General features: G+C 72.5%; 22 protein-coding genes. 15 read left to right on the forward strand and 7 right to left on the reverse strand.

All coding sequences use genetic code 11. The features are described 5' to 3' along the window. Positions 1 to 4: 4 nt before the first annotated feature. Positions 5 to 931, forward strand: a complete 927-nt coding sequence (locus AC1VM9_RS17020) for an inositol monophosphatase family protein (protein ID WP_483123489.1) — start codon at positions 5 to 7, stop codon at positions 929 to 931. A gap of 231 nt (positions 932 to 1,162) precedes the next feature. Here the strand turns inward: AC1VM9_RS17020 and AC1VM9_RS17025 are convergent, their stop codons facing one another. Next, a complete protein-coding gene (locus AC1VM9_RS17025) occupies positions 1,163 to 1,348 on the reverse strand; it encodes a hypothetical protein (protein WP_481342994.1) in 186 nt (61 codons plus the stop codon). Between the two features lie 329 nt (positions 1,349 to 1,677). Between AC1VM9_RS17025 and AC1VM9_RS17030 the strand changes: the two genes are divergently transcribed. From AC1VM9_RS17030 to AC1VM9_RS17050, 5 genes are all read left to right on the forward strand, one after another. Beyond that, a complete protein-coding gene (locus AC1VM9_RS17030; protein ID WP_481342995.1) occupies positions 1,678 to 1,977 on the forward strand; it encodes a DUF4193 domain-containing protein in 300 nt (99 codons plus the stop codon). A 44-nt stretch (positions 1,978 to 2,021) separates the two neighbouring features. Then, positions 2,022 to 2,627: a dUTP diphosphatase gene (gene dut, locus AC1VM9_RS17035; RefSeq protein WP_483123490.1), complete on the forward strand. Its 606-nt coding sequence runs from the start codon at positions 2,022 to 2,024 to the stop codon at positions 2,625 to 2,627. A 99-nt stretch (positions 2,628 to 2,726) separates the two neighbouring features. Beyond that, entirely contained in the window at positions 2,727 to 3,485 is a 759-nt protein-coding gene (locus AC1VM9_RS17040) for a DUF3710 domain-containing protein (protein ID WP_483123491.1), read from the forward strand. Between the two features lies 1 nt (position 3,486). Further along, a complete protein-coding gene (locus tag AC1VM9_RS17045) occupies positions 3,487 to 3,873 on the forward strand; it encodes an OB-fold nucleic acid binding domain-containing protein (RefSeq protein WP_481342997.1) in 387 nt (128 codons plus the stop codon). Continuing rightward, on the forward strand, positions 3,866 to 4,600 hold the full coding sequence (locus AC1VM9_RS17050) for a DUF3159 domain-containing protein (RefSeq protein WP_483123492.1): 735 nt from the start codon (positions 3,866 to 3,868) through the stop codon (positions 4,598 to 4,600). The genes AC1VM9_RS17045 and AC1VM9_RS17050 overlap by 8 nt, the downstream gene beginning before the upstream one ends. Positions 4,601 to 4,624: 24 nt before the next feature. On the opposite strand, the gene AC1VM9_RS17055 is transcribed toward AC1VM9_RS17050, so the two are convergent. Beyond that, a complete protein-coding gene (locus AC1VM9_RS17055) occupies positions 4,625 to 5,317 on the reverse strand; it encodes a potassium channel family protein (protein WP_481342999.1) in 693 nt (230 codons plus the stop codon). Between the two features lie 19 nt (positions 5,318 to 5,336). Next, positions 5,337 to 5,999 (reverse strand): potassium channel family protein, encoded by a 663-nt coding sequence (locus tag AC1VM9_RS17060; RefSeq protein ID WP_481343000.1) that lies wholly within the window; start codon positions 5,997 to 5,999, stop codon positions 5,337 to 5,339. Positions 6,000 to 6,180: 181 nt separating this feature from the next. On the opposite strand from AC1VM9_RS17060, the gene AC1VM9_RS17065 reads away from it, so the two are divergent. The 4 genes from AC1VM9_RS17065 (at position 6,181) to AC1VM9_RS17080 (ending at position 13,811) form a co-directional block, all read left to right on the forward strand. Then, positions 6,181 to 8,142 carry an APC family permease gene (locus AC1VM9_RS17065; RefSeq protein ID WP_481343004.1) on the forward strand — a complete coding sequence of 654 codons (1,962 nt, stop codon included), beginning with the start codon at positions 6,181 to 6,183 and terminating at the stop codon, positions 8,140 to 8,142. Then, entirely contained in the window at positions 8,139 to 9,446 is a 1,308-nt protein-coding gene (locus AC1VM9_RS17070; RefSeq protein ID WP_483123494.1) for a class I SAM-dependent RNA methyltransferase, read from the forward strand. Before AC1VM9_RS17065 ends, AC1VM9_RS17070 begins: the two co-directional genes overlap by 4 nt. 251 nt (positions 9,447 to 9,697) lie before the next feature. Next, positions 9,698 to 12,481 (forward strand): aconitate hydratase AcnA, encoded by a 2,784-nt coding sequence (acnA, locus tag AC1VM9_RS17075; protein ID WP_483123495.1) that lies wholly within the window; start codon positions 9,698 to 9,700, stop codon positions 12,479 to 12,481. 106 nt (positions 12,482 to 12,587) lie between these two features. Continuing rightward, a complete protein-coding gene (locus AC1VM9_RS17080) occupies positions 12,588 to 13,811 on the forward strand; it encodes a C39 family peptidase (protein WP_483123496.1) in 1,224 nt (407 codons plus the stop codon). A gap of 56 nt (positions 13,812 to 13,867) precedes the next feature. Here AC1VM9_RS17080 and AC1VM9_RS17085 read toward each other — a convergent pair whose 3' ends face one another. Then, a complete protein-coding gene (locus tag AC1VM9_RS17085) occupies positions 13,868 to 14,677 on the reverse strand; it encodes a VOC family protein (RefSeq protein ID WP_483123497.1) in 810 nt (269 codons plus the stop codon). Between the two features lie 31 nt (positions 14,678 to 14,708). On the opposite strand from AC1VM9_RS17085, the gene AC1VM9_RS17090 reads away from it, so the two are divergent. Beyond that, positions 14,709 to 15,077, forward strand: a complete 369-nt coding sequence (locus AC1VM9_RS17090; protein WP_481342636.1) for a hypothetical protein — start codon at positions 14,709 to 14,711, stop codon at positions 15,075 to 15,077. Positions 15,078 to 15,232: 155 nt separating this feature from the next. Then, positions 15,233 to 17,101, forward strand: coding sequence for a 1-deoxy-D-xylulose-5-phosphate synthase (gene dxs / locus AC1VM9_RS17095; protein WP_483123498.1), 1,869 nt, complete (start codon positions 15,233 to 15,235; stop codon positions 17,099 to 17,101). Between the two features lie 137 nt (positions 17,102 to 17,238). Here dxs and AC1VM9_RS17100 read toward each other — a convergent pair whose 3' ends face one another. Together AC1VM9_RS17100 and AC1VM9_RS17105 are read right to left on the reverse strand one after the other, a co-directional pair. After that, positions 17,239 to 19,194: a helix-turn-helix domain-containing protein gene (locus AC1VM9_RS17100; RefSeq protein WP_483123500.1), complete on the reverse strand. Its 1,956-nt coding sequence runs from the start codon at positions 19,192 to 19,194 to the stop codon at positions 17,239 to 17,241. 35 nt (positions 19,195 to 19,229) lie between these two features. Then, entirely contained in the window at positions 19,230 to 20,078 is an 849-nt protein-coding gene (locus AC1VM9_RS17105) for a 3-hydroxybutyrate dehydrogenase (RefSeq protein WP_483123501.1), read from the reverse strand. Positions 20,079 to 20,323: 245 nt separating this feature from the next. On the opposite strand from AC1VM9_RS17105, the gene AC1VM9_RS17110 reads away from it, so the two are divergent. The 3 genes from AC1VM9_RS17110 to AC1VM9_RS17120 all read left to right on the forward strand — a co-directional run bounded on the left by AC1VM9_RS17110 (position 20,324) and on the right by AC1VM9_RS17120 (position 22,233). Further along, complete coding sequence (locus tag AC1VM9_RS17110; RefSeq protein ID WP_481342632.1) at positions 20,324 to 20,497, forward strand: hypothetical protein; 174 nt, start codon at positions 20,324 to 20,326, stop codon at positions 20,495 to 20,497. Between the two features lie 252 nt (positions 20,498 to 20,749). Next, positions 20,750 to 21,283: a cytochrome b N-terminal domain-containing protein gene (locus AC1VM9_RS17115; protein ID WP_483123502.1), complete on the forward strand. Its 534-nt coding sequence runs from the start codon at positions 20,750 to 20,752 to the stop codon at positions 21,281 to 21,283. Next, complete coding sequence (locus AC1VM9_RS17120; protein WP_483123504.1) at positions 21,280 to 22,233, forward strand: hypothetical protein; 954 nt, start codon at positions 21,280 to 21,282, stop codon at positions 22,231 to 22,233. The genes AC1VM9_RS17115 and AC1VM9_RS17120 overlap by 4 nt, the downstream gene beginning before the upstream one ends. Before the next feature lie 84 nt (positions 22,234 to 22,317). On the opposite strand, the gene AC1VM9_RS17125 is transcribed toward AC1VM9_RS17120, so the two are convergent. Then, the gene (locus AC1VM9_RS17125; RefSeq protein WP_483123505.1) at positions 22,318 to 23,340 is read right to left on the reverse strand and encodes an NHL repeat-containing protein; all 1,023 of its coding nucleotides are present in this window, start codon (positions 23,338 to 23,340) and stop codon (positions 22,318 to 22,320) included. Between the last annotated feature and the right edge of the window lie 124 nt (positions 23,341 to 23,464).

Raw genomic sequence — 23,464 nt, forward strand, 5'->3', positions numbered from 1 at the left:
ACGCATGACCGACACCACCCGCCCCGCCACCAGCCCCGCCATCAACCCCCGGCCCAGCGCCCGACCCAGCGCCCGACCCAGCGCCGGAGCCGACCCGGGGCTGCCCGAGGGCCTCGACCTGGCCCAGCTGGAACGCACCGTCGTCGCCATCGCCACCGAGGCGTCGCGGTTCATCCGCGACGAACGCCCGGACGGCGTCGGCGTCGCGGCGACGAAGTCCACGGACACCGACGTCGTCACCGTCATGGACCGGCGCTCCGAGGAGCTGCTCCACCGGCTCATCCAGCAGGCGCGTCCGGACGACGGCATCCTCGGCGAGGAGGGTGCGGATGTCGCCGGGACGTCCGGCCTGACCTGGGTCGTCGACCCCATCGACGGGACCGTCAACTACCTCTACCGGGTCCCCGCCTACGCCGTGTCCGTCGCCGTCGTCGTCGGCGACCCCGCGGTCCACGGGGCGTGGACGCCGGTGGTGGGCGCGGTCGCCGACCCGTGCCTGCGCCTCGTCCACCACGCCCGGCGCGGCGGTGGGGCGTGGACCCGGCCCGAGGGCGCGACGCCGGACGACCCCGGGACGCGGCTCCACGTCTCCACGGAGGAGCGGCTCGGGCGCACCCTGCTCGCCACCGGTTTCGGCTACGACCCCGACAAGCGTGCGAGGCAGGCGGAGGTGCTGCGACACGTCCTGCCACAGGTCCGCGACATCCGCCGCATCGGCAGCGCCGCCCTCGACCTCGTCCGTGTGGCCGACGGGTCCGTCGACGCCTATGCCGAGTCCGGCCTCAACGCCTGGGACCTCGCGGCCGGGTGGCTCGTGGTCGAGGAGGCGGGGGGCGTCGTGGTCGGCGCCGAGGGCGACCCCGGCAAGGAGCTGACCGTCGCGGCCGGACCCGCCCTCGTCGAGCCGGTCCGGGTCCTCTTCACGTCCTGAGCCGGCGCCGAGCCGGTCCGGGTCCTCTTCACGTCCTCAGCCGGCGCCGAGCCGGCCGGAGGGCGGGGGCGTCAGGCGCCCCACGCTTCCGGGCCAGGAGTGCGTGTATCCGCCACGGGTGCGTCGAGCAGCGCCCACTCGTGCGGCGGACGCGCACCTCTGGGGAGACGCGCGTCCTCGGAGGAGCCGGCCGCCCGCGGGTGCTGCTGACCCCGGGGCCGGCGTCGGGGGTCAGGCGGCCGCGAACGGCACGAGCTCAGGGACGTGGATGTCGTTGTCCTGGGCGAGGCGGGCGAAGGACTCGAGCTCGCCGGTGTGCACGCGGACGCGGTACTCGTCGCCGGCGGCCTGCGCCTCGGCGAGCTCGTCGAGGGTGGCGCTCACGCGCTGGCGGATCTCGTCGACGAACTGGGTCATGGTGCACCTCCGGGCCGGTGGAAGGATTCGGTCGGGTCGGCAGACCCTACCGCGGCTGGGCAGCACCACTGTGCACCGGACCGGGTCGCGGAAGGGCAAAGCGGGGGTGAGCGGTTGGTCCGGAAACGGTCTTGACGGGCGGTGGCGCGGCCTGCGTCTCAGCGGGTGAATGGGCCGACGTGACATCGCGAGGATGTTCAGGCACAATCCGCGCACGCAGAGAGAAGTTTCGGGTGGGCGAGACCGGGCCTCCGGGCGGGAACAAGCGTGGCCCACCGGGCGTTCTCCGCCACACAGACGCAGGCGCACGAGGAGAAGCGAGAAACCAGATGGCAACCGATTACGACGCGCCACGCAAGACCGACGACGACCTCAGCGAGGACTCGCTCGAGGAGCTGAAGTCGCGGCGGGTCGACAAGACCTCGTCGAGCGTGGACGTGGACGAGACCGAGCAGGCGGAGGGCTTCGAGCTGCCCGGTGCCGACCTGTCCGGCGAGGAGCTGTCGGTCCGGGTCCTGCCCAAGCAGGCCGACGAGTTCACCTGTGGACAGTGCTTCCTGGTCCACCACCGCAGCCAGCTCGCCAAGGAGAGCAACGGCATGATGATCTGCACGGACTGCGCCGCCTGAGCGGAGCCGTGCGGTCGAGGCAGGAGCAAGTAGGGTCGGTCCACGTGACCGACCCTTGTGCTGTCCCGGACGCCACCGGCACCTCTCGCGCCGACCTCCGTGCCGGCGCTCACGCCGACGGGGGGCACGGCGGGACCGTCGCGGTCCTGCAGCTCGACCCGGAGCTCCCGATGCCGTCGTACGCCCACCCGGGCGATGCCGGGGCGGACCTGCGCTCCCGGGTCGAGGTGACCATCGAGCCGGGCGAGCGCGTCCTCGTGCCGACAGGTGTGGCTCTGGCGCTGCCGCCCGGCCATGCCGGCTTCGTCCACCCCAGGTCCGGCCTCGCGGCCAGGCACGGCATCTCGATCGTCAACGCGCCGGGCACCGTCGACGAGGGGTATCGCGGCGAGATCCTCGTCAACCTCGTCAACCTCGACCCCCGGGAGGCGTTCACGGTCCGCCGCGGCGACCGCATCGCCCAGCTCGTCGTCCAGCGCGTCGCCCGGCCGGTGTTCGTCGCCGTGGACTCGCTCGACGAGACCGTCCGGGGTGACACTGGACACGGGTCGACCGGAGGCTTCGGTCCCGGCGACGCCGTACCGGGTCGGTCGGGCGACGCACCCGGCGCCCCGCCGACCGGGCGGGACGCCGCCACGGCGCCCCGGTGATCGGGTACGGTTCGCCGGGCGCCCACTCGGGCCCTTCGGCCAACCCACCGGCGGGCCACCGCCCAGGCCGGTCAGCAGGACTTCTAAGGACGGAATGACGTGGGACTCTTCAGCCGCGGCAAGTCGGGCAGGAACGACGACGAGGCCTTCGTCGACGACCTCGGGGGCGACGGCGGTCCCGGGAGCACCGAGGGCCTCGACGAGGACGCCCCTGCCGCTACGCCTGCCCCCGAGGGCCCGCTCGACCGCGGCTCGGTCGCGGACGACACCGACTACCTCAACCTCGGCTCGATCTGGCTGCGTGGCCAGCAGGGCATGGAGCTGCGTCTCGAGCTGAACGAGCAGGAGCAGCAGATCGTCGGCGTGACCGCGGTCGTCGGCGAGTCGGCCGTCCAGCTGCAGGCCTTCGCCGCTCCCCGCACCGAGGGGGTCTGGGTCGAGATCCGCAACGAGATCGCCAAGAGCATCACGGACGCCGGCGGCACGGCCGAGGTCCAGACCGGGGAGTTCGGCGAGGAGCTGCTGACCCGGATGCCGCAGAACGGCCCCGACGGTCGCACCGTCTTCATGCCGGCCCGGTTCGTCGGTGTCGACGGCCCTCGCTGGTTCCTGCGCGCCGTGGTATCCGGACGGGCGGCCATCGAGCCGGCCGCGGCCGGGCCGATCCACGAGGTCATCCGCACGGCCGTCGTCGACCGGGGTCCCGACGCGATGCCGCCGCGCGAGCTTCTCCCGCTGCGCCTGCCCGACGCCCAGCCGGGCGGCGACGACGCGTCCGGATCGCAGGAGCCGACGCCGCCCCGGGCCGAGGACCTGCGTCCGTTCGAGCGCGGACCCGAGATCACCGAGGTCCGCTGAGGTGTCCGTCCGCGGTGGCACGTTGCGCCGTCTCGCCGACCTCGTTCGCCCGTCGCACGAGCTCGAGGCGGCCGAGCTGCGCCAGGAGTCGACCGACGTGGGCGTCATCCACATCGTCGACGCCACGCTGCGCAGCCGTGCCACCGTGCGCGGCGAGATCCGCTCGGTGACGCTGCGGCCCCGGGACGAGACCCCCGCCCTGGACGCCGAGCTCTGGGACGGCACCGCGTCCCTGCACCTCGTGTGGCTCGGACGGCGGCGCATCGCCGGCATCGTCCCCGGGATCAAGATCCAGGCCACCGGCCGCATCACGCAGCAGCGCTCGGTGCTGACCCTGTTCAACCCCGCCTACGAGATCATCGGCAAGCCCGGGAGCCAGCATGGCTGACCGCGACACCGACGGCATCGCGGCGCGCGACGCCACCGCGCCGGAGCACGGTCTCGAACGAGGAGAGGCCGACCTGCGTCGGTACGACACCGTCGAGGAGCTGCTGCGCGACAAGCTGTCCGAGGCGATCGGTGGGTGGCGCGGCGCCGTCGAGTCGGCCGTGCCGACGCTCGCCTTCGCCCTCGCGTGGGCGCGGACCCAGGACCTGCGCACGTCGCTGCTCGTCGCGGCGGCGTGCGTCGCCGTGCCGCTCGTCGTGCGGCTCGTCCAGCGTCAGGACCCCCGGTTCGTCGTCTACGCCGCCGTCGGCGTCGGCATCTCGGCGTTCTTCGCCCTCCGGTCGGGCCGCGCCGAGGACGCCTTCCTGCCCGGCATGCTCCAGAACGCCGGGTTGCTGCTCCTGCTCCTCGTGACCAACCTGGCGCGATGGCCGCTCTTCGGCTTCGTCGTCGGCGTCGCCGAGCCGGAGGCGTTCGCCGAGAACCCCACGTGGTGGCGGCGGCACCGCGGGATCGTCACCGTCGCGATGCGCCTGGCGTGGGTGCTGATCGCCCTCAACGTCGTACGGCTGTCGATCATGGTGCCGCTCTACCTCGCCGAGCAGGTGGCGGCGCTCGGCGTCGCCAAGGTCGTGCTGGGCTGGCCCGCGTACCTGCTGGCCGTCACGGCGATGGGCGCCGTCCTGGTGCGCGGGCGGACGCCGATCGACCCGGGCCGCACCGCCTGAGCCGCGCCCGGGTTCGACTGCGGCTCAGACCTCGTCGTCGTCGCCCGTACGGACGCGGGCGCCGGGGGCCACGAGCTTCTGGAGCTGGACCTCCTGCTCCGTCGTCGTGATGAAGAGCAGCTCGTCGCCGACCTCCATCGCGTCGTCGGGCGTCGGGGCGAGCGGGCGCTCCTCGCGGATGATGGCCACGAGGACGGTCTCGCTCGGCCAGTCGACGTCGCCGACCCGCTGGCCGGCGAACGGGCTGGCCTCGGGCAGGGTGATCTCGACCATCGAGGCGCGGCCCTGCTGGAACTCGAAGATGCGCACGAGGTCGCCGATGCTCACGGCCTCCTCGATGAGCGCCGTCATGAGGCGCGGTGTCGAGACGGCGACGTCGACGCCCCAGGACTCGTCGAACATCCACTCGTTCTTCGGGTTGTTGACGCGGGCGACGGTGCGCGGCACCCCGAACTCGGTCTTGGCGAGCAGCGACAGGACGAGGTTCGCCTTGTCGTCGCCGGTGGCGGCGACGCAGACGTCCGACTCCTCGAGCCGGGCCTCCTCGAGCGCCGCGAGCTCGCACGCGTCGGCGAGCAGCCACGACGCCTCGGGCACCCGGGAGGCCTGGACGTCGTCGGCGTCCTTGTCGATGAGCAGCACCTGGTGCCCGTTGCCGAGCAGCTCTCGGGCGATGGACCGGCCGACGCTTCCGGCTCCGGCGATGACGACGCGCATGGGTTCTCCTGTGCCGTGCTCAGCCGGCTGCCGGGGCCTGGTCGCAGACGCGCTCGACGCGGGCGAGGTCGTCGCGGGGGACGGTGAGGTGCACGAGGTCACCCTGCTGGACGACCATGTCCGGACGCGGCAGGGTGCCCTCGCCGAGGCGCGTCACGTAGGCGACCCGCGCCCCGGTCTGCTCCTCGACGTCGACGAACCGCCGCCCGATCCAGCTCTCGGCCATCGGCACCTCCGCGATGACGATCTTGCCGCTCGGGTCGGTCAGCTCGGGCACGGCCCCCTGGGGCAGGAGGCGCTGCATCATCTGGTCGGCGGTCCAGCGCACCGTCGCCACGGTCGGGATGCCGAGGCGCTGGTAGACGGCGGCGCGCTGCGGGTCGTAGATACGAGCGGCCACGTGCTCGACGCCGAACGTCTCGCGGGCGACCCGGGCGGCCAGGATGTTCGAGTTGTCACCGCTGCTGACCGCCGCGAAGGCGTAGGCGTCGCGGATGCCGGCGGCGACGAGCGTGTCGCGGTCGAAGCCGACGCCGGTGACCGTCTGTCCCTCGAAGGACGTGCCGAGCCGGCGGAAGGCCGAGGCGTCGACGTCGATGATCGCGACGTCGTGACCACCCCGGCCCAGGGTGCGGGCCAGGGTCGAGCCGACGCGGCCGCAGCCCATGATGACGAAGTGCACGGACGCGACGCTACACCGTGGGCTCGCCACGCACCGTGCAGGTCCGGGCGGGTCCGACGGCGCCGTTTCGGAGGGTGGACGACCGGCGCTGCCGTGCCGCGGAGGGGCCGGGTCGACGGCATACTCTGTCGTCGTGCCCGGAACCGGATCGCTGTTCAAGCGCCTCCTCGTCGGTCGCGCGATGCGCAGCGACAAGCTCGGCGAGACCCTGCTGCCCAAGCGGCTCGCGCTGCCGATCTTCGCCAGCGACGCGTTGTCCTCGGTCGCCTACGCGCCCGACGAGATCCTCCTCATGCTGGGCCTCGCCGGTGGCGCCTTCGTCACGACGCACAGCTGGCAGGTGACGGTCGGCGTCGTCCTCGTCATGGTCGTCGTCGTCGCCTCCTACCGGCAGAACGTGCACGCCTACCCCTCGGGGGGCGGCGACTACGAGGTGGCCACGGTCAACCTCGGGCCCAAGGCCGGGCTGACCGTGGCGAGCGCGCTGCTCGTCGACTACGTCCTGACCGTCGCCGTGTCGATCTCCTCGGGCGTGCAGAACGCCGCCACCGTCCTCGGCTTCGTGCGGGGCCACGAGGTCGTCGTCGCCGTCGGGCTCATCGTGTTCCTCACCGCGATGAACCTGCGCGGCGTGCGCGAGTCGGGCAAGGCCTTCGCGATCCCGGTGTACGCCTTCATGATCGCGATCCTCGGCATGGGTCTCTACGGCGTCCTGCAGAAGGTCACGGGCACGCTTCAGCCAGCCGAGAGCGCCGGCCTGACCCTGGTGCCGGAAGGCGGCAAGGAGCTGACCGGCCTCGCCGCGGCCTTCCTGCTCCTGCGCGCGTTCTCCTCGGGCTGCGCCGCGCTCACGGGCGTCGAGGCGATCAGCAACGGCGTCCCCGCCTTCCGCAAGCCCAAGAGCCGCAACGCCGCCTCGACGCTGCTGCTCATGGGCGGCCTGTCGATCACCATGCTCGGCTCGATCATCGCGCTGAGCATGTGGACCGGCGTCAAGGTGGCCGACGACCCGGCCACGCAGCTGCTGCGCAACGGCGCACCGGTCGGTGGGGACTACGTGCAGCACACCGTGATCGGCCAGCTCGCGAACTCGGTCTTCGCGAGCTTCCCGCTCGGCGTCGTGTTCGTCTCGATCGTCACCGGCCTGATCCTCGTCCTCGCCGCCAACACCGCCTTCAACGGCTTCCCGGTGCTCGCCTCGATCCTGGCCCGCGACGGCTACCTGCCGCGGCAGATGCACACCCGCGGCGACCGGCTCGCGTTCTCCAACGGAATCGTCATGCTCTCGGCGGCGGCGATCGTCCTCGTCATCATCTTCAAGGCCGAGGTCACGGCGCTCATCCAGCTCTACATCGTCGGCGTCTTCGTGTCGTTCACGACGAGCCAGGTCGGCATGGTGCGGCACTGGACGCGCCACCTGCGCCTCGAGCGCGACGCGAAGACGCGGGCCCGGATGGTGCGCTCGCGCGTCATCAACGCCGTCGGCGCCGCCATGTCGGCGACCGTCCTCGTCGTCGTGCTCATCACGAAGTTCCAGGCGGGCGCCCGCTACGCCATCATCGCGATGGCGATCCTCTTCCTCCTCATGCTCGGTATCCGGCGGCACTACTCGCGCGTGCGCGACGAGCTGCAGATCGACTGGAGCATCGAGCGGCCCATGCTGCCGAGCCACGTGCACGCCATCGTCTGCATCTCCAAGGTGCACAAGCCGACGTTGCGGGCGCTCGCCTACGCCCGGGCCAGCCGACCCACCTACCTCGAGGCCGTCACCGTCGATGTCGACCACGACGAGACGCAGGCCCTGCTCGCGGAGTGGGAGAAGCACGACATCCCCGTGCCGCTCAAGGTCCTCGCCTCGCCCTACCGGCAGATCACCAGGCCGATCCTGGACTACGTGCGCTCGATCCGCAGCGGCAACCCGCGCGACATCGTCACGGTCTACCTGCCGGAGTACGTCCTCGGCAAGTGGTGGGAGCAGGTGCTGCACAACCAGAGTGCGCTGCGGCTCAAGGGCCGCCTCCTGTTCACGCCCGGGGTCATGGTCGTCAGCGTGCCGTGGCAGCTGCAGTCCTCGCAGGGTGCCGAGCGCGACTGGATCGACGAGCCGCCCGTCGGAGGCTCGGTGCGCGGCGGGGCGCTGTGACGGCTCGCCGGCCGCGCGAGCGCTCGGCCGGTGGCGAGAGCCTCGCCGGCAGCCGTTGGACGCTCGAGGTGGGCCCGGTGGCGCACGGCGGGCACTGCGTGGCCCGCCACGACGGACGCGTGGTGTTCGTCCGGCACACGCTGCCCGGGGAGCGCGTCGTGGCCGTCGTCACCGAGGGTCGTGAGGGCGACCGTTTCGTGCGCGCCGACGCCGTCGAGGTGCTCGAGGCGTCGGCCGACCGCGTCGAGCCGCCGTGCCCCTTCTCGGGCCCGGGTCGCTGCGGCGGCTGCGACTTTCAGCACGCGGCGCTCGACGCGCAGCGCCGCCTCAAGGCCGACGTCGTCCGCGAGCAGTTCGCCCGCGTCGCCCGGATGCCCGACGTCGACGTCGTGGTGCGACCGGTGCCGGGCGACGCCGAGGGTCTGCGCTGGCGCACCCGGGCGGAGTTCGCGGTCGACGCCGACGGACGGGCGGGGCTGCGGCGGCACCGGTCGCGGGAGGTCGTGCGCATCGACGACTGCCTCATCTCCACCGAGGACGTCATCGCCTCGGGCGTCCTCGACACGGAGTGGGAGGGCTGCACGTCCGTCGACGTGGTCGACGCCGCGTACCCCGCCGAACCGGTCCTCGTGCCGGTGCCGGAGGATGCGCAGGAGAAGGGCACGGACTGGTCCGACGCCGCCGGCGGTCCGAGCGGGGGCCTCGTCGGCGAGCTCGTCCGGCAGGGCGACTGGGAGGGCGAGTACGTCGTCGCCGCCCGCGGCTTCTGGCAGGTGCACCCCGGTGCCGCCTCGACCTTCCTGTCCCGGGTCGTCGACCTGCTCGGCGCCCGGCCCGGTGACCGCGTCCTCGACCTGTACGCCGGCTCCGGCCTGTTCACCATGCGCCTCGGTGAGCTCGTCGAGCCGGGCGGCTTCGTCCTCGGCGTGGAGGGTGATCGTGTCGCGGTCGGCAACGGCGAGCGCAACACCGAGCACCTGCCCAACGTCGAGTGGCGCGCCGGCCGCGTCGACCGCGAGCTGCGCTCGCTCGTGCGCCAGGAGGTCACGGCCGACCTCGCCGTGCTCGACCCGCCCCGCACCGGGGCCGGCAAGGACGTCATGGTGCTGCTGGCCCAGCTGCGCCCCCGGCGCGTCGTCTACGTCGCGTGCGACCCCGCGGCGCTCGCCCGCGACGTGCGCGAGGCGTCCGCCCACGGCTACTCGCTGACCGTGCTCGAGGGCTGGGACGCGTTCCCGATGACCCATCACGTCGAGTGCATCGCCGTGCTGGATCGCGTGCCCGCCGCGGCGTCCGCGCCCTGAACGGCGCGGCGTCCGCGCCCTGAACGGCGCGGCGTCCGCGCCCTGAACGGCGCGGCGTCCGCGCCCTGAACGGCGCGGCGTCCGCCCGCTGGACCGCGCGGCGTCCACACGGTCGCCGGGGTACGGGGAGACACGGCCCGTCCCGGCGACCAAGATGGGTCGATGGCGTGGACTGACACCCGCGCGACCGTGTGGTTAGATATATCTTGACGTCAAGATAAATCGAGCGAAGACGCTGGAAGGAGCCCGCTGTGGGCAGTGTTGACAGCTTCAAGGCCAAGGGGACCCTCGAGGTCGGTGAGCGGTCCTACGAGATCTACCGGCTCGCCGGGGTGCAGGGCCACGAGACCCTCCCGTACAGCCTCAAGGTGCTCCTCGAGAACCTGCTGCGGACCGAGGACGGCGCGAACATCACCGCCGACCACATCCGCGCCGTCGGCTCGTGGGACGAGAACGCCGACCCGGACACCGAGATCCAGTTCACGCCGGCCCGCGTGATCATGCAGGACTTCACGGGCGTGCCGTGCATCGTCGACCTCGCCACGATGCGCGAGGCGATGGCCGACCTCGGCGGTGACCCGACGAAGATCAACCCCCTCGCACCGGCCGAGCTCGTCATCGACCACTCGGTCATCATCGACGTCTTCGGCCGTGCCGACGCCTTCGAGCGCAACGTCGAGATCGAGTACCAGCGCAACCGCGAGCGCTACCAGTTCCTGCGCTGGGGCCAGACCGCGTTCGACGACTTCAAGGTCGTCCCGCCGGGCACGGGCATCGTCCACCAGGTCAACATCGAGCACCTCGCGCGCACCGTCATGGTCCGCGAGATCGACGGTGAGCGCTTCGCCTACCCCGACACGTGCGTCGGTACCGACTCGCACACCACGATGGTCAACGGCCTCGGCGTCCTCGGCTGGGGCGTCGGTGGCATCGAGGCCGAGGCCGCCATGCTCGGCCAACCCGTCTCGATGCTCATCCCGCGGGTCGTCGGCTTCAAGCTCTCCGGCACCATCCCCACCGCGGCCACGGCCACCGACGTCGTGCTCACGATCACCGAGATGCTGCGTGACCACGGCGTCGTGGGCAAGTTCGTCGAGTTCTACGGCGAGGGCGTCTCGCAGGTGCCGCTCGCCAACCGCGCCACCATCGGCAACATGAGCCCCGAGTTCGGCTCGACGTGTGCGATCTTCCCGATCGACGACGTCACGCTCGAGTACCTCCGCCTCACCGGCCGCTCGGAGGAGAGCGTCGCGCTCGTCGAGGCGTACGCCAAGGAGCAGGGCATGTGGCTGACGGCCGGTCCCGACCAGCCCGAGGCCCGCTACAGCGAGTACATCGAGCTCGACCTGTCGACGGTCGTCCCGTCGATCGCCGGCCCGAAGCGCCCGCAGGACCGCATCGCCCTGGTCGACGCCAAGGACGCCTTCCGGAAGGTGCTGCCCACCTACGTCGCGCACGACGAGGGTGACCCCGGCTCGGCCCAGTCGTTCCCGGCGAGCGACCCCGGCGAGGACAACGGCGGCGACAAGCCGCACGACGGCAACGCCGACGGCCGCCCCTCGAAGAAGGTCGCGATCAAGGACGCCGAGGGGCGCGAGTTCGAGATCGACCACGGCATCGTCTCGATCGCCTCGATCACGAGCTGCACCAACACGTCCAACCCCTCCGTCATGATGGCCGCGGCGATGCTCGCCAAGAACGCCGTCGAGAAGGGCCTCACGGTCGCCCCGTGGGTCAAGACGTCGATGGCGCCCGGCTCGAAGGTCGTCACGGGCTACTACGACAAGGCCGGCATGTGGCCCTACCTCGAGAAGCTCGGCTTCCACCTCGTCGGCTACGGCTGCACGACGTGCATCGGCAACTCGGGCCCGCTCAACGACGAGATCTCTGCGGCCATCAACGACGCCGACCTCGCCGTCACCTCGGTCCTGTCGGGCAACCGCAACTTCGAGGGTCGCATCAACCCCGACGTCAAGATGAACTACCTCGCGAGCCCGCCGCTCGTCATCGCCTACGCCCTCGCCGGCACGATGGACTTCGACTTCTCGTCGGAGCCGCTGGGCAAGGACACCGACGGCAACGACGTCTTCCTCGAGGACATCTGGCCCGCCCCGGCCGACGTCGAGCGCACCATCGGCGAGAGCATCAGCCAGCAGATGTTCACCGACGACTACGCCGACGTCTTCGCCGGTGACGAGCGCTGGCGCTCGCTGCCGACGCCCGAGGGTGACACGTTCGCCTGGGACGATGAGTCGACCTACGTGCGCAAGCCCCCGTACTTCGAGGGCATGTCGATGGAGACCACCCCCGTGACCGACATCGAGGGCGCCCGCGTGCTGGCCAAGCTCGGTGACTCGGTGACGACCGACCACATCAGCCCGGCCGGTGCGATCAAGACCGACAGCCCCGCCGGCCGGTACCTGGCCGAGCACGGCAGCGAGCGCAAGGACTTCAACTCCTACGGTTCCCGCCGTGGCAACCACGAGGTCATGATCCGCGGCACGTTCGCCAACATCCGCCTCAAGAACCTGCTCCTCGACGGCGTCGAGGGCGGCTTCACCCGCGACTTCACCGCGGGCGGCGAGCAGACGACGATCTACGACGCCGCGCAGAGCTACGCCGCCGCGGGCACGCCCCTCGTCGTCCTCGCCGGGAAGGAGTACGGCTCCGGCTCCTCGCGCGACTGGGCGGCCAAGGGCACCCGGCTCCTCGGCGTGCGCGCCGTGGTCGCCGAGAGCTACGAGCGGATCCACCGCTCCAACCTCATCGGCATGGGTGTCATCCCGCTCCAGTTCCCGGCGGGGGAGAACGCCGACTCGCTCGGCCTCGACGGGACCGAGACCTTCGCGATCTCGGGCATCACCGAGCTGAACGAGGGCCGCACGCCGCGGACGGTGAAGGTGACCGCCACCAAGGACGGCGGCGAGGCCGTCGAGTTCGACGCGGTCGTGCGCATCGACACCCCCGGTGAGGCCGACTACTACCGCAACGGCGGCATCCTCCAGTACGTCCTGCGCTCGCTCGTCGCGAGCTGAGCAGGGGGAGGCGTCGCGAGGCGCCGCCCGTCCGGGCCCGGCCACCGTCCCTCGGTGGCCGGGCCCCGACGCGTCACCGGCGTTCCGGTGGTGGCATGCTCGACGGGTGAGCGACCGACACGCGTCCCTGACCCTGTGGGAGTCCGGGTTCCGGTGGGCCCGTGCTCCGCACGTCGCCTACCGCGACGTGCACGTCGCCGATGCCGCCGTCGTCACCTATGCCGCCAGCGTCTGGGAGTCGCCCGTCGTCGAGCTTCCTTTCCCCGCAAGGGAGCTCATTCCGTCGTGGAACGCGCGGACGCCCGCAGGCACGTGGCTGCACGTCGAGGGCCGCGTCGGTGACGCCGCCGGTTGGACGCCGTGGGTCACCTTCGCCCGGTGGGCCGAGGACGACCCGGACGGGCAGGCACCGATGACACGCACGACGGTGCGCGGCCAGCAGCTCGACGCGGGCGCCGTCGCCGCCGACACGTGGCGCTCGGCGCCGGGGCGCGCCTTCGAGCGGTGGCAGCTGCGGCTCACGGCCCTCGCCACCGCCGACGCCCTCGAGGGCGACGAGGCCGCCGACGCCCTCGAGGGCGTCGAGGCGGCTCGGGTCGGCGTCCCGTCGGGGACGCCTGTCGGGGGCGTCACGGTGTCGCTGGCCGGGGCCGTGGCCTCGCGCTTCGCCATCGCGGCGGACGCTCCGACGAGCCGCCCCGGCGCCGCCCGTGGCCAGGAGGTCCCGGTGCCCCCGTATTCCCAGCGGCTGCACCTCGACACGTTCCCGCACTGGGACGAGGGCGGCCAGTCCTGGTGCTCGCCCACGTCGACGACCATGCTCCTCGAGCACTGGGGGTCGGGGCCCAGCGCCGAGGAGGCCGCCTGGGTGGGCCATGACGTCGATCCCGTCGTCGTCCACGGGGTGCGACGGGTCTTCGACCGCTCGTACGGCGGAGCCGGAAACTGGGCCTTCAACACGGCGTACGCGGGGACCCGCGGCCTTCGGGCCTACGTGACGCGGCTGCGGGACCTCAGCGAGGCCGAGGCGTTCGTCGCGGCGGGCGTGCCGCTCGTCGTCTCGGTGACCTTCCGCGAGGGCGAGCTCGATGGTGCCGGCTACGAGACGAGCGGTCACCTCCTCACCGTGGTCGGGTTCACCGAGGGCGGCGACGTCGTGTCGAACGACCCGAACTCCCACCGCGTCGCGCGCAACGACGAGGTGCGCACCGTGTACCGGCGCGACCAGTTCGAGCGGGCCTGGCTCGGCACGAACGGTGGCCTGGCCTACGTCATCCACCCCCACGGCGTCGCCCTGCCGACGCCGCCCGCCGAGGCGAACTGGGCCTGAGAGCACGCGCCGCCGTCGGCCGCACCCGGGGAGACCGACGCCCGGGCGGATGGCGCTCAGGCGCCGTGCGGGTCGCGGTCGGTGACGCAGTAGCGCGAGCCACCGGGGTCGCGCAGCACGGTCCACCCGCCGCCGGGGTCACCGAGGACCTCCGCGCCGAGCGACACGTGGCGCGCGACCTCGGCCGTACGGTCGTCGCAGGCCAGGTCCAGGTGCGCGGTCACGGCATGGCCGTCCGCCACGCCCGCCCTGCCCTGCGTCCGGTCGTCGGCGACGGTGTCGAGACGCTGGAGCAGGAACCGGATCGGCATCCCAGCCGGGCGCTCGAGGTGGTGGAACTCCGGCCGGCCGGCGGACCGACGGAGCCGCCAGCCGGTCAGCTCCGACCAGTACCGGCACTCGGCCTCGTGCGCGTCGGGCGGGATGTCGAGGCACACCTGGTCGACGATGCTCTCGTGCCCGCGCGGCCACCGGACCGCCGTGGGACGCACGTGCTCGCCGTCCGGCACGAGGCAGTGGACGAAGCCGCCGGGGGAGGCGAGCACGACGTAGCCGTGGGGCGACCGGTGCAGGAGCGTGGCCCCGACATCGACCGCACGGCGGGCGGCCACCGAGGGGGAGTCCACGTGCAGGTCCACGTGCAGCGACGGGCCGGTGGCGCTGGCCCCGCCGGTGCCGGTCCGCTGCACGGCGAGGTACGGGTCGCCGTCCTCGGGCAGCAGGCTGACGAACTCGCCCTCGACCCCGCGCGCCGTCGACACCGCGGACGCCGAGACCGCCGACCAGAACCGGACGACCGCGTCGTGCACCGCCGGTGGCACGTCGAGGAACGCGGTGACCCACGAGACCGCCCACGGTGTCGTCATGCCCCGAGCGTAGGCGAGGCAGACTGGGGACATGTCCGCCCACACCCCGCCCGGCTGGCCCCCGGGCGTGCCGCCGGCCCAGGCCCCCGGCTGGCAGGAGCGGGCCGTGCTGTGGCTGCTCGACCAGTGCCCACCGGACTACCGCTCCTACGGTGGCTGGCGCCGCCACCCGGTCGCGCTCGCGTGGATCACGTGCCGACACCTCGAGGGGCAGGTGAGCGCGACGCGCGACGCGTGGCGCGAGGCCCGCGTCGCTCTCGGACCACACGTGCCCGCCGAGGCCCTCGCGGAGATCCTGTCCGAGATCGAGGCCGAGGGCATCCGGCTGGTCGCAGCCACCCGGTCCGCCCGCCTGCTCCACGAGGCGCTGCAGGGCAAGGTCTTCGCACCCCGGCTCTGACGGTGACCGCTGCGTGAGGATGATGTGAGGGTCGCGTGCCGGCCCGCCTGCACGTTTTCGCGTGCTCGGTCGTTGCACCTAGACTCGATCGACGCGCATGCCCGACGTGTCGAGAACCCGACGACGCGGCACCGACTTCGAGAGGACGACCCAGCGTGGCCCTGCTGGAGACAATCACGAGCCCGGCGGACCTCAGGGCGCTGCCGGCCGAGCGGCTGCCGGCGCTGGCCGAGGAGATCCGTACCTTCCTCGTGACCGAGGTCTCCAAGACCGGTGGACACCTCGGTCCGAACCTCGGCGTCGTCGAGCTGACCATCGCCCTGCACCGCGTCTTCGACTCGCCGCGGGACGCCGTCGTCTTCGACACGGGTCACCAGTCGTACGTGCACAAGCTGCTCACCGGGCGGCGCGACTTCAGCAAGCTCAAGAAGCAGGGCGGCCTCTCGGGCTACCCCAGCCGCGCCGAGTCCGAGCACGACGTCGTCGAGAACTCCCACGCCTCCACGGCGCTGTCGTGGGCCGACGGCATCGCCAAGGGGCGCCGCCTGCGCGGTGAGAAGGGTCGGCACACCGTGGCCGTCATCGGTGACGGCGCCCTGACCGGCGGCATGGCCTGGGAGGCGATCAACAACATCGCCGTCGACAAGGACCTGCCGCTCGTCATCGTCGTCAACGACAACGAGCGCTCCTACGCGCCCACCATCGGGGGCCTGGCCGACCACCTGGCGACGCTGCGGACGACGCGCGGCTACGAGCGCTTCCTCGACTGGGGCAAGCGCTCCCTGGCGCGCACACCCGTCGTCGGTGGCGCGATGTTCGAGACGCTGCACGGCGTCAAGAAGGGCATCAAGGACATCGTCGCGCCGCAGGGGATGTTCGAGGACCTCGGCCTGAAGTACCTCGGGCCCGTCGACGGCCATGACGAGCAGGCCGTGGAGCGCGCGCTTCGCAAGGCGCGCGACTTCGGCGGTCCGGTCCTCGTCCACGTCATCACCCAGAAGGGTCGCGGGTACCAGCCGGCCCTCGACGACGTCGCCGACCACATGCACGGCATCGGCAAGATCAACCCCGAGACCGGCCTGCCCTTCGAGGTCTCGGGCCGCATCTGGACCGACGAGTTCAACGACGAGATGGTTGCCGTCGGGGCCGAGCGCCCCGACGTCGTGGCGATCACCGCCGCCATGCTCATCCCCGTCGGCCTCGACGGCTTCGCGGCCGCCTACCCCGACCGCGTCTTCGACGTCGGCATCGCCGAGCAGCACGCCGTGACGATGGCCTCGGGGCTGGCCTACTCCGGCCTGCACCCGGTCGTCGCCGTCTACGCCACCTTCCTCAACCGGGCCTTCGACCAGCTGCTCATGGACTGCGCCCTCCACCGGGCGGGAGTGACCTTCGTCCTCGACCGGGCCGGCGTCACCGGCAGCGACGGTGCCTCGCACAACGGCATGTGGGACATGACCCTGACCTCGGTCGTGCCGGGCCTGCGCCTCGCGGCCCCCCGTGACGGCGAGCAGGTGCGACGCCAGCTGCGCGAGGCGCTCGACGTGTTCGACGGTCCGACCGTCATCCGTTTCCCCAAGGGCGACGTCGGCGACCCGCTCACGGCCGAGCGCACGATCGGCGACGTCGACGTGCTCTTCGAGAACGCCGGCGAGGCCGTGGACCTGCTCGTCGTCGGGGTCGGTGCCTTCGCCGGGCTCGCCGGCGAGGTGGGGGAGAAGATCGCCGCCCACGGGCGCACGGTCCGCGTCGTCGACCCCCGCTGGGTGCTGCCGGTCAGCGACACCGTCGTCGACCTGGCCCGGCGGGCCGGCACGGTCGCGGTCGTCGAGGACAACATCGTCAGCGGCGGCGTCGGTGCGGCGGTGACCCTGGCCCTGCGCGAGGCGGGGCTCGACGTGCCGGTGCGCACGTACGGCATCCCGAAACGGTTCCTCGACCACGGCTCGCGCGGGCAGGTGCTCGAGGAGCTCGGCCTGACCGCCGACCAGGTCGTCGCCGACCTCGAGCCCCGGCTGGCCTGACGCCGGAAGGCCGCCCCTCGGTCGAGGTGATACCTCGCGCCGGCGCGCGACGCCGCACCTCCATCCGACGCGACCGGCCCCGGGTCGAGGTGATACCGCGCGCCGGAGCGCGACGATCCACCTCGACCGCGCGGGCCTCAGCCGGGGGACTGGAGCGCTCGCAGCCGCAGCGCCAGCTGCAGCTCGAGGGCGTGGTCCGGCTGCTGCCACGACGCCCCCAGCAGTGCCCCGATGCGCTCGAGCCGCTGGGACACCGTGTTGACGTGGACGTGCAGCGTGCCGGCGGCGTGACGGGGGCTGCCACCGGCGGCGAAGTATGCGGCCAGCGTGCCGAGCAGGTCGGTGCCGCGCCGCTCGTCGTAGTCGATGACCGGGCCGAGCAGCCGGTGCACGTAGTCGTCGACGTCCGGTGCCGAGCCGACGATGAGGCCGGCGAAGCCGAGCTGCGTCGCCGCGGCGCCCTGGCCCCGGTGCCCGAGAGCGATGAGCGCACCGACGGTACGAGCGCCCTCCTCGTGGGCAGTGGGGATGGCGTCGACGCCCTCGAGCGGCCCGACGCCGGCCACGGTGACGCAGGTGCGCCGCCCGATGCGGGCCGCCACGGCACGGGCCAGACCGTCGGCATCGGTGCCGGGCACGAGGGCGACGACGTCGCCGTCGTGCGAGCCCACGAGCGCGCTCTCGTCGGTGGCCGCGCTCGCCGAGATGAGCAGGGCGCGGTGGCCGTGCGGGTCCTCGCCCCGCAGGACGAGCAGGCAGAACGGACGGTTCGGGTCCAGGCCGGCCGCGCGGGCCAGCTGGAGTCGCTCGTCGTGGCTGCCCCGGGCGCTGACGAGGTCCGAGACGAGACGGTTGCGTGCGGACTGGCGCGCGTCGGCGGCCTGCCGCTCGAAGAGCAGGACGAGCGCCGTGACGACGCCGGCGCGTTCGACGGTCCGCTGCTCGGACTCGCTCAGCCGTCCGAGGCCGCCGACGACGAGGGTCCCGAGCCGTTCGCGCGCTGCCGTGACGGGCAGGACGTACATGCCCTCGCGCTCGACGAGGCGCCCGGTGCCCTGGCCCGGGACGCTGGACAGGAGGTCCTCGAGGAGGCCGACGCGCCCCGACCCCGGCTCCGGCGCCGGGCCGGCGGTCCCGATGCGGGCGCCGTCCTCGTCGACGAGCACGGCCCAGCCACCGAGGAGGTCGCACAGGGCCCGGGCGACGTCGTCGACGCCGCCACCACCGAGCACGAGCGAGGCGAACCGGTCGTGCGCGGCCGCCGCGCGCTCGATCCCCTCGGCGTACCGGCGCACCGTCTCGTGTGCCTCCGAAAGCTGCGCCAGGGCGTTCTCGGCGTCGGCGAGGGCACGGGTCTGCACGAGAGTTACCGCGGCGAGCGTGGCGAGGTTGCCGAGGAGCGCGACCTCCTCGCGGGTGAAGGGCCGGGACGAGCGGTTCGCGGCGAACAGCACCCCGACGAAGTGGGACTCGACGATGAGCGGTGTGCCGCAGATCGCGATGATGCCTTCTTCGCCGACGGCACCGTCGATCGCGGCCGTGTGGCGGAACCTCTCGTCGGACCAGTAGTCGGCCGTCCAGTACGGCTTGTGCGTCGATGCCACGAGCCCGCCGAGGCCCGCACCGAGGGCGAGGCGCACCGACTGGAACGCCGCGGACACCGACCCGTCCGTCGCGCGCATGAACGTGTCGCCCGCCTCCGGGTCGTAGAGCGTCAGGTACGCGAGGTCCGTGCCCACGAGCCGGCGGGCGCGCCGCACGATCGCGTCGAGCACCTGCGCAGGGTCGTGCTCGGTGGCCAGCTCACGGGCGGTGTCGAGCAGGGCGGCGAGGCCGGCCTCGCGGTGCAGGTGCACCTCGCGGGAGGCCGTGATGCGCAGCGCGAGGTCGCGGGCGCCGGCCGGGGCGGGAGCCGCCGCGACCTCGGCGACCGGCGCGTCGGTCGCCAGCAGCTCGAGCAGCCGCATCAGCCGCCCGGCCTCCGAACCGTCGTCCGGGACCGCCGAGAGGACCTGGGGGAGGTCGTGCTGGAGGTCGCGTCCGAGGTCCTCGGGGACGTCCTCGGACGCGTCGGCAGGGCTGTGCGTGGCCACGGGCAGATCCTAGGCTTCGTCGGGAGGCCGGACCCTCAGTGCGCCGTCCAGCCGCCGTCCATGGAGAACGACGTGCCGTTGACCGACGCCGAGGCCGGCCCGCAGAGGAACAGGGCGAGGGCGGCGACCTCCTCGGGCTCGACGAGGCGCTTGACCGCGACCGGCTCGAGCATGACCTTCGCGACGACCTCCGACTCGGGGATCCCGTGCGTGCGGGCCTGGTCAGCGATCTGCTTCTCCACCAAGGGAGTCCGCACGTACGCCGGGTTGATGCACGTCGAGGTGACTCCCCGCGGCCCACCCTCGAGGGCCACGACCTTGGACAGGCCCTCGAGGCCGTGCTTGGCCGTGACGTAGGCGCACTTGAAGGCGCTGGCCCGCAGCCCGTGCACGCTCGAGACATTGACGACGCGGCCCCAGCCCTGGGCGTACATGTGCGGCAGGGACTGGCGGATGAGGCGGAACGGCGAGACGAGCATGAGGTCGAGGATGAGGTCGAAGCGCTCGAGCGGGAACTCCTCCACCGGGCTGACGTGCTGGATGCCGGCGTTGTTGACGAGGATGTCCACTGCGGTCGGCAACTCGGCGAGGGCGTCGAGGTCGGCGAGGTCCGCCATCACGGGAATGATGGCGCCCCCGTCAGCACCGTCGCTGCGGTCGGAGCCGTCTGCCAGGGTACGCACGCCGTCCCCGTCCCGGTCGACGGCGTGGACGGTGGCGCCCGCAGCGGCGAGAGCCCGCGCGACGCTTGCGCCGATGCCGCTCGCGGCGCCGGTGACCAGCGCCGTGCGCCCGCTCAGGTCGATCGGTTCGTTGACCGCCCGCCGGCCTGGGCCGGGGCGGTCGGGTGCTGGGTCGCGTGCGTCGTCGCGGGCGCCGGGCATGCGGGAAGGCTAGGGGAGCCGACTGCTCGACACCTGTGTGGTCCCCGGACACAAAACGCGCGAAGTGGTGTGGAGGGCGCGGTGGGCGTCGAACCGACTGGCCCTCCATCGGGGCGTGGCTGTGAGGAGGCTGTAAATGTGCCGATGCACCCGCCGGCCGCCGGTGTCGGACCTACTCTGACAAGACGTAGTAGATCGACTGGTGCAGGGGCGACTCACAGTTCCTTCCGTCCAGGAGGTCTTCGATGTCCACCGTGTTCTTCACAGCAGGAGAGCCGACGCCCGCAGGTGCTGTCGTCCAGTGGGGCTTCATCACCGTCACGGTCGCCAACCTCGTCACGATCCTCGTGATGCTCCTCGTCTTCGTCCTTGCGGTCCTCCTGCCCTTCCCGGGCTCGCAGGGGGAGGACGACCGATGAGCTCTCGGGCAGCACCGTCGAGCCCCGCACCGAGCCCCGCGGCGGGTGCCCGCACCACGTGGACGGGCAGGCTGAGCGGGTGGATCGAGGGGCTCGTCCCCAAGGGGCAGTGGCTGCCCGACCGCCAGCCGGCATACGTGGCCTCGTGGGTGTACGTCTTCGGCGTCGCCTGCCTGGCAAGCCTCGTCGTCGTCATCGCGTCGGGTCTGGTGCTCACGCTCGGCGGTCTGACGTGGTGGCACTCGAGCTTCCGTGGGACGGTTCATCAACTCCATGCACCTGTGGAGCGTCGAGCTGTTCTTCGCGACGATGGTGATCCACCTGTGGGGCAAGTTCTTCATGGCCGCGTGGCGCGGCCACCGTGGCCTCACGTGGGCCACCGGCGCCCTGGCCTTCTTCGGTTCGCTGGGCACCGCCTTCACCGGCTACCTGATCCAGACCAACTTCGACTCCCAGTGGATCAGCACCCAGGCCAAGGACGGGCTCAACGCCGCCGGCATCGGCGCCTACTTCAACGTCATGAACGTGGGGCAGATGGTGCTGTGGCACGTCTCGCTCCTGCCGCTCGTCGTCGGGGTCATCGTCGGCCTCCACCTGCTCCTGGTTCGGCGCCGTGGCGTGGTGCCGCCCATCGGCGCCGAGGCACCCGCCGAGGTCGTGCAGCCGGAGTCGCTGCTGCCCTCGGCACCGCCTGGGAGCTCGGCACCCACGGGCCCCGCTCCCACGTCCGCCCCTGAGGACAGCCGCCCGCAGCGCACTCGCACGGGAACGGGGGTCAGGCCATGACCGCCGTACGCGTTCCCCGGAGCCAGCGACGGAGCGCCACGTGGGCGCCCGACTCGCACGACTTCCCGACCCGGCGCTACGACCTCGTCAAGGAGTTCGTCATCGCGCTGGGCGTCATACTCGTGCTGACCCTCGTCGCGGCCATCGTCTTCTCCTCACCCGACGACCCGGCGATCTCGCTGCAGCAGTGGGCCCAGCAGGCGCCGAACGACGTGGTGGCCACGGCAACCGGCGAGCTGGCCGGCACCACGACCTCAGCCGGCTACGGGCCGCCCTACAACACCGCGGCCGACGGCCAGACCCTCGGCCCGGTCAACCTGCAGAAGCTCCCCGGCGTCACGGAGCCGGTCGACTCCGCCAACGACTTCGTCATCACCCCCTTGCGCACGCTCTCGTCGCAGCCGCTCGTGGCAGCGGCCCTGCGTCGATGGTCGGCCGCGACGCCGGACCAGCAGACGAAGTGGGCGCAGGCCTACTCCGACGCCCTGGGCAAGGCGCCCGACGGCGACCCGGCCAAGGTGGCGGCCGGTGACTACGGCCCGGTGCCGGTCCTGGCGCAGGGGGTGCTGGCGCTCGCATCCAGCGGTGCGCTGGAGGGCCTGCTGACGTCGAGGACCAGCTTCTTCGGCGTCAACAGCACCAAGCCGCTGCTCCTGCTGTCCGACGGTTCGCACCTCGAGGACCAGGCCCGCGCCCAGAACCTCGGCGGCGACCAGTGGGGGATCATGAACGAGACCGGCAACTATCCCGGCCAGCCGTGGCTGTGGCTCTACACCCTCTGGTACCAGGTGCCCCCGTTCTCGACGTCCGACAACGCCGACGTGCAGGTGTGGGCGCTGATGATCCTGCTCAGCATCGGGTTCATCTGTATCCCGTGGATGCCGGGACTGCGGACCCTGCCGAAGCATCTCGGGGTGCACAAGCTCATCTGGAGGCAGTATCGGCGTTAGGCAGCGCCGACGCCTTCAGGCCGCGCCCTTCAGCCGGACGCCTGCAGCCAGGCGTCGGGCTGAAGGAGCGTCGGGCCGGAGTCGTCAGGCGGGCGTCATCCGGAGGATGACCCGGGCCTGGTCGTCGGCGACGTAGAGGGTGCCCGAGGGCGTGACGAGCAGGCCCTGGGGCTCGATGAGGCCGCTGCTCACGAGGACGGTCGAGGGGCCCCCACCACCGGGCCAGCGCAGCACGTCGTGGCGGGTGTGCCGCACGTCGGTCACGAGCAGGTTGCCAACGGCGTCGAAGGCGACGTCGTCCGGCATGACGGCCTCCGCTGCGCGGACCCGCGAGCCCCCCGGACCCAGCCGCCAGACTCCACCGCCGCACTCGTCGGCGACGTAGACGTCCCCGTCCGGACCGACGGCGGCGCCGACGGGGTGGACGAACGCGCTCGCGAGGACGGTCCGCGACCGCCCGTCGGGCGAGAACCGGTAGATGGTGCCGGTCACCGGGTCGGGGACCACGAGGGTGCTGGTGGTCGCGTCCCACCCGATCCCGTCGACGCCCTGGTGGCACGTCGCCTTGACGGACGTGCCCGGCAGGGCGGCGAGGACGGTCGGCGTCGACTGGCCCGGGCGGAACTCGACGAGCCGGTTCGCGTCCTCCTCGGCCACGACCATGCTCCCGTCCGGCAGGAACACCATGCCCTCGGGGCCGGGCAGCCCTCGGTGCAGGACGGTCGCCGAGCCGTCGGCATTGAGCCGGCTGATGGTGCCGAACGCGTAGTCGCTGTAGAGGAGGGCGCCCGACGGGTCGAGCACCAGGTCGTCGGGATGGTCGGCGCCCCGGTGGACGACCTGGACCCGATAGCTCGCCGGCGTCGGGGCGCTCGTGCTCGTCGAGGCGCGCGCAGAGGAGGCGGGCCGGGACGGCGTGGCCGTATGCGTGGGGCCGGCGGACGGCATGCCCGAGGACGGGCTGGTCGTCGGCGGGTCGCTCGTGCTGGTCCGGGCACTGGCCGTCCCGCCCTGGGGGGCCTGAGTCGGGGCCGGGGAACCGCCCGTGCAGCCGGCGAGCACGAGCCCGAGGCCGACGACGGCGGCGAGGGACGCGCGAGTCCTCATGCGTCGACGCTAGGTCGGGCACCTGTGACCCGCCGGGGAGGCGGCTGCAGGTGCCCGACGTGCTGCGTCAGAGACCGAGCTGCTCCAGCCCGACGGCAACGGCGCAGAGGGTTGCGGCAAGAGC

Source organism: Monashia sp. HAY1-11D (genome assembly GCF_056868035.1).

What these genes read in the sequence shown, in the direction of transcription:
- AC1VM9_RS17110 (WP_481342632.1), top strand. Translation starts at nt 20,324, where the DNA reads ATGTCCACCGTGTTCTTCACAGCAGGAGAGCCGACGCCCGCAGGTGCT.
- AC1VM9_RS17085 (WP_483123497.1), bottom strand. Translation starts at nt 14,677, where the DNA reads ATGACGACACCGTGGGCGGTCTCGTGGGTCACCGCGTTCCTCGACGTG.
- AC1VM9_RS17025 (WP_481342994.1), bottom strand. Translation starts at nt 1,348, where the DNA reads ATGACCCAGTTCGTCGACGAGATCCGCCAGCGCGTGAGCGCCACCCTC.
- AC1VM9_RS17065 (WP_481343004.1), top strand. Translation starts at nt 6,181, where the DNA reads ATGCGCAGCGACAAGCTCGGCGAGACCCTGCTGCCCAAGCGGCTCGCG.
- AC1VM9_RS17125 (WP_483123505.1), bottom strand. Translation starts at nt 23,340, where the DNA reads ATGAGGACTCGCGCGTCCCTCGCCGCCGTCGTCGGCCTCGGGCTCGTG.
- AC1VM9_RS17055 (WP_481342999.1), bottom strand. Translation starts at nt 5,317, where the DNA reads ATGCGCGTCGTCATCGCCGGAGCCGGAAGCGTCGGCCGGTCCATCGCC.
- AC1VM9_RS17090 (WP_481342636.1), top strand. Translation starts at nt 14,709, where the DNA reads ATGTCCGCCCACACCCCGCCCGGCTGGCCCCCGGGCGTGCCGCCGGCC.
- AC1VM9_RS17030 (WP_481342995.1), top strand. Translation starts at nt 1,678, where the DNA reads ATGGCAACCGATTACGACGCGCCACGCAAGACCGACGACGACCTCAGC.
- AC1VM9_RS17105 (WP_483123501.1), bottom strand. Translation starts at nt 20,078, where the DNA reads ATGCCCGGCGCCCGCGACGACGCACGCGACCCAGCACCCGACCGCCCC.
- AC1VM9_RS17120 (WP_483123504.1), top strand. Translation starts at nt 21,280, where the DNA reads ATGACCGCCGTACGCGTTCCCCGGAGCCAGCGACGGAGCGCCACGTGG.
- AC1VM9_RS17020 (WP_483123489.1), top strand. Translation starts at nt 5, where the DNA reads ATGACCGACACCACCCGCCCCGCCACCAGCCCCGCCATCAACCCCCGG.
- AC1VM9_RS17050 (WP_483123492.1), top strand. Translation starts at nt 3,866, where the DNA reads ATGGCTGACCGCGACACCGACGGCATCGCGGCGCGCGACGCCACCGCG.